The following is a 5,484-nucleotide window of genomic DNA, read 5'->3' on the forward strand; positions in this document are numbered from 1 at the left end:
ACGGCGCCCCCATCCAATGGTCGACCGCCTTCGACAACACCGACGCCCGCACCACCAACCTCCCCACCTACCCCTTCCAACGCCAGCACTACTGGCACAAGCCCCGCATGCTCCGCGGCGATGTCACCTCCTTCGGCATGTCGGCGGCGGACCACCCGCTGCTCGACGGCGGCGTGGAGCTGCCCGACGGTGACGGGTATCTCTACACCGCGCGGCTCGGCGCCGAGACCCAGCCGTGGCTGCGGGATCACACCCTGCTCGGCACACCGTTGATGCCGGGGGCCGCCTTCGCCGACCTCGTGCTCTGGGCCGGCCGCCGGGCCGGCTGCGAGCTGGTCGAGGAGCTGACGCTGGCCGCGCCGCTGCTGTTGCCGGACAGCGGCGCGGTACGGCTGCGACTCGTCGTCGGCGCGGCGGACGGCGAGGGGCGCCGCACCGTGACCGTGCACTCCCGGCCGGAGACCGGTCAGGAGCGGGCGGCGGAGCCGGGGCAGGCGGACTCCTGGACGCAGCACGTCCAGGCGCTCGTTGTGCCCGCCGACGACGTACAGCCCGGCTCCCTTGCCTGGCAGGGGGCCCCGGCATCCGACGGCACCGCCTTCAGCCCCGCGGACTTCTACGCCTCCTTCGCCGACCGCGGCTACACCTACGGTCCGCTGTTCCAGGGCGTCGAAGCGGGGCATGGCGACGACACCGCGGCATACTCCGAGGTGGCCGTCCCGGAGGGGGCAGCGGCGGTCGGCACCGACCAGTTCGGTATTCATCCGGCGCTGCTGGACGCCGCGGTACAGACGATGAACCTCGGCTCGTTCTTCCCACGTGACGGCCAGGTCAGGATGCCGTTCACGCTGCGCGGCATCCGCCTCTATTCCACCGGGGCCGAGCGGCTGCGGGTGCGGGTCACGGCCGCCGGCGAGGACGCGGTGCGCATCGAGTGCGCCGACGGGAACGGGCGGCCGGTGTGCGTGATCGAGTCACTCGCCGTACGGGCCGTGGCCGCGGAGCAGTTCCGGCTGCCCGCTCGCCCCACGGAGGGCCTGGGTGACGGAATGCTGCACCGGGTCGAGTGGCCCGCGCTTCCCGTGTCCGCCGTGAGTGCCACGGACACGGCGCAGTGGGCGCTGGTCGGCGAGGACATCTTCGGGCTGGCGGAGGGGCTGGGCGGGGCCGGTGTGCCGTTCACCGCCGTCACGTCTCTCACCGAAGCCGTACGGGACGACGCCACTGCTGTCATTGCCGTGCCGGTCCCCCGCGCCCCCGCCACGGACCCCACTGCGGTACGCGGCGCCGTGCGGCAGGCTCTCGCGCTTCTGCAGGAGCTGCTGGCGGCCGACACCGATCAGCGGCTGGTGTTCGTCACCAGTGGCGCGGTGGCCGCCGGGCGGGACGACCGGCTCCAGGACCCGGTGGCGGCGGCCGTGTGGGGACTTGTGCGGTCCGCCCAGTCGGAGCAGCCGGACCGCTTTGTCCTCGTGGACCTGGCGGAGGGCCCGGTGGACGGTGCCGCCCTGGCGGCCGCGCTGGAGTGCGGCGAGCCGCAGGTGGCGATCCGGGCGGGCAAGGTCCGTGTGCCACGGCTTGCGACGGTGCCCGAGCGGGACGCCGAGGCCCTGCTGCCGCCGGCCGGCGCCCGGTCCTGGCAGCTGGTCGGCGGTTCCGGCACCCTCTCGGAGCTGGCGCTGGTGCCGACCGCGGCGGACACCGTGCCGCTCGGGCCGGGCCAGGTGCGGATCGCGGTGCGCGCCGCGGGCATCAACTTCCGTGACACGCTGATCGCCCTGGGCATGTACCCGGGCGAGGCCGTGATGGGCGCCGAGGGTGCCGGCGTGGTCACCGAGGTCGGCCCCGAGGTGGCCGGATTCGCCGTCGGCGACCGGGTGCTGGGCATGTGGACGGATGCCTTCGCGCCGTATGTCGTCGCCGATCACCGGATGGTGGCGCGGATGCCGCGCGGCTGGTCGTACGCCGAGGCCGCCTCCGTACCGGCCGTTTTCCTCAGTGCCTATTACGCGCTCAAGCACCTCGCCGGGCTGCGTCCCGGCCAGGCGCTGCTGGTCCACGCGGCGACCGGTGGCGTCGGTATGGCAGCGGTGCAGCTGGCCCGCCACTTCGGTGCCGAGGTGTACGGCACCGCCAGCCCCGGCAAGTGGGACGTGCTGCGGAAGCAGGGCCTGGACGACCGGCATATCGCCAACTCACGGACCCTGGACTTCGCCGACCAGTTCCTGGCAGCGACCGGGGGGCGCGGCGTGGATGTCGTACTGAACTCCCTGGCGGGACCTTTCGTCGACGCCTCTCTGCGGCTGCTGCCGCGCGGCGGGCAGTTCGTGGAGCTGGGCAAGGCGGATGTGCGCGGCGCCGAGCAGATCGCAGCCGAGCATCCGGGCACCGGCTACCGGGTCCTTGAGCTGATGGAGCACGGCCCGGGGCTGATCGGCGAGATGCTCGGCGAGCTGCTTGACCTGTTCGAGCGGGGTGCGCTGCGGCTGCTGCCGGTGGCGCCGTACGACATTCGCGACGCCCGGAGCGCCTTCCGTACGCTCAGCCAGGCAGGGCACATCGGCAAGCTGGTGCTGACCATGCCGCCCGCCTTCGACGCGCACGGCACGGTGCTGATCACCGGCGGTACCGGGAATCTGGGCGGCACGCTCGCCCGGCACCTGGTGACCGAGCACGGTGTGCGGCATCTGTTGCTGACCAGCCGGCGCGGCGCGGACGCCGAGGGGGCCGGGGAGCTGGCCGCGGAGCTGCGCGGGCTGGGGGCCTCGGTGACCGTCGCGGCCTGCGATGTCGCCGACCGTGCTGCGCTGCGCCAGCTGCTGGCCGCGGTACCGCGCGAGCACCCGGTCACGGCCGTGCTGCACGCGGCGGGCGTCCTGGACGACGGGGTCGTTGCCTCCCTCACCCCGGAGCGCGCGGAGCGGGTGCTGCGCCCCAAGGCCGATGCGGCGCTGCATCTGCACGAGGCGTCCCTGGACCCCGATCTCGGCCTGGATCTGTCGGTGTTCGTGCTGTTCTCGTCGGTCGCCGCCGTACTCGGCGGGCCGGGCCAGGGCAGTTACGCCGCCGCCAACGGCTTCCTGGACGCGCTGGCCCAGTACCGGCGTGACCGGGCGCTGCCGGGCCTGTCGCTCGGCTGGGGGCTTGCGGGCAGCGGACAGCTCACCGCGCACCTGGACACCGAGGAACTGCACCGGCGGATGGCGCGGGGCGGTCTGCTGCCGCTGTCCGAGGAGCAGAGCATGGCACTGTTCGACACCGCGCACCGCGTCGACGAGGCGTTCTTGGCGCCAGTGCGACTGAACACCGCAGCGCCGGTCGCCGGGGGGAACGTCCCGCCGGTCCTCCGGGATCTGCTGCAGGGCGCGGCGGGTACCCCTGGGCGCGGCGGTGGCACGCCGGCCCGCCGGTCAGCGGGCACGGTGGCGGTGGACAGCGCCGAGACGCTCGTCGAGCGGCTGTCCTCGCTCGGTGCGGCCGAGCAGCGGGAGCTGCTGCTGGACACCGTACGGACGCACGCCGCCGTGGTGCTCGGGCACACCGAGCCCGAGGGCATTCCCGGCGAGCGGGCGTTCAAGGATCTGGGCTTCGACTCGCTGACGTCCGTGGAGATGCGCAACCGGCTCGCCGCGGCGACCGGGCAGCACTTGGCGGCGACGCTGGTGTTCGACCATCCCACTCCGGCGGCGCTGGCCGAGCATCTGCGCGAGCGGCTGGTCCCGGAGTCGGCACCGGCAGTGCCGCTGCTGGCCGAACTGGCCGGCCTGGAGGGGGTGCTCAAGGAGCTCGCGGCGGACGATGTGACCGCGCTCGCCCTCGATGACATCACCCGACGGGAGATCTCCACCCGCCTCGCGGCGCTCGGCTCCCGCTGGAATGACCTCCAGGGCAAGGGAGCTCCGCAGGAGGAGGACCGTTCGATCGTCGAGGAGATCGACACCGCGGACGACGACGATCTCTTCGCCTTCCTCGACGAAAAGCTCGGCGGCTCCTGACCTGCCGCCCCTGCCGGCCCTCGGGCCGCACCGACGACTTGTGACCAACGGGTGATGTGAGACATGGCCAACGCGACCGAACAGAAGCTCCGCGACTACCTGAAGCGGACCACCACCGAACTGCACCGCGCCACCGAGCGTCTGAAGGACATCGAGCGCCGGCAGCACGAGCCAATCGCCATCGTCGGCATGGGCTGCCGTTTCCCGGGCGGAGTGACCTCGCCCGAGGGCCTGTGGGACCTGGTGGCCTCGGGCACGGATGCCATCTCCCCCTTCCCGGTGAACCGCGGCTGGGACGTGGCCGGGCTCTACGACCCGGACCCGGACGCAGCCGGCCGCACCTACACCCGCGAGGGCGGATTTCTGCACGACGCGGGCGACTTCGATGCCGCCTTCTTCGGCATCTCCCCCCGTGAGGCACTCGCCATGGACCCGCAGCAGCGGCTGCTGCTGGAGACGTCCTGGGAGGCGCTGGAGCGGGCCGGCATCGACCCGCACACCCTGCGCGGCAGCCGCACAGGCGTTTACGTGGGCGCCTGGAACGGCGGTTACACCGACGAGGTCCGCCGCCCCAGCGCCGAACTCGAAGCCCAGATGCTCACCGGCGGCGTGGTCAGCTTCACCTCCGGCCGTATCTCCTACGTCCTGGGCCTGGAAGGCCCGGCCGCGACCGTGGACACGGCCTGCTCGTCCTCGCTGGCCGCACTGCACCTGGCCGTGCGGGCGCTGCGCCAGGGTGAGTGCGATCTGGCGCTGGCCGGCGGTGCGACGGTGATGGCGACCCCTGGCGTATTCGTCCGCTTCGCGCGCCAGCGCGGGGTGGCGGCGGACGGCCGCTGCAAGGCGTTCGCCGACTCAGCGGACGGCTTCGGGCCCGGCGAGGGCGTGGGCATGCTGGCGGTCGAGCGGCTCTCGGACGCAGTACGCAACGGTCGCCGCATCCTCGCCGTGGTCCGCGGCACAGCCGTCAACCAGGACGGCGCCAGCAACGGCCTGACCGCCCCCAGCGGCCGCGCCCAGGCCCACCTGATCCGGCAGGCGCTCGCCGATGCCGAGCTCACCGGCGACGATGTGGACGCGGTCGAAGCCCACGGCACGGGGACACGACTGGGCGACCCCATCGAGGCGCAGGCGCTGATGTCGACCTACGGCAAGGGACGGGCCGCCGACCGGCCGTTGTGGCTGGGGTCGCTGAAGTCCAACATCGGACATGCCCAGGCCGCCGCGGGGGTGGGTGGCGTCATCAAGATGGTGATGGCCATGCAGCACGGCGAACTGCCCCGCACTCTGCACGTACAGCAGCCCTCCACCGAGATCGACTGGTCGTCGGGCGCAGTGGCACTGCTCGCCGAGCAGGTGACATGGCCGCACGACGGGCGCCCCCGCCGGGCGGGCGTCTCCTCCTTCGGCGTCAGCGGCACCAACGCCCACGTCATCCTCGAACAGGCACCGGAACCGGAAACGACGGACGAGCCGGAGAACGTACGGA

2 protein-coding genes are annotated in these 5,484 nt (G+C 73.0%); both read left to right on the forward strand.

The window, feature by feature from the left end:
• Positions 1-3,995: SDR family NAD(P)-dependent oxidoreductase (locus tag ACIGQF_RS38415; RefSeq protein ID WP_399720742.1), on the forward strand; the 3,995-nt coding region annotated here is incomplete at its 5' end.
• A 63-nt stretch (positions 3,996-4,058) separates the two neighbouring features.
• The coding region (locus tag ACIGQF_RS38420) for a type I polyketide synthase (protein ID WP_399720745.1) at positions 4,059-5,484 on the forward strand (1,426 nt) is incomplete at its 3' end.

Source organism: Streptomyces sp. NPDC053560 (genome assembly GCF_044544605.1).
Classification (GTDB): Bacteria; Actinomycetota; Actinomycetes; order Streptomycetales; family Streptomycetaceae; genus Streptomyces.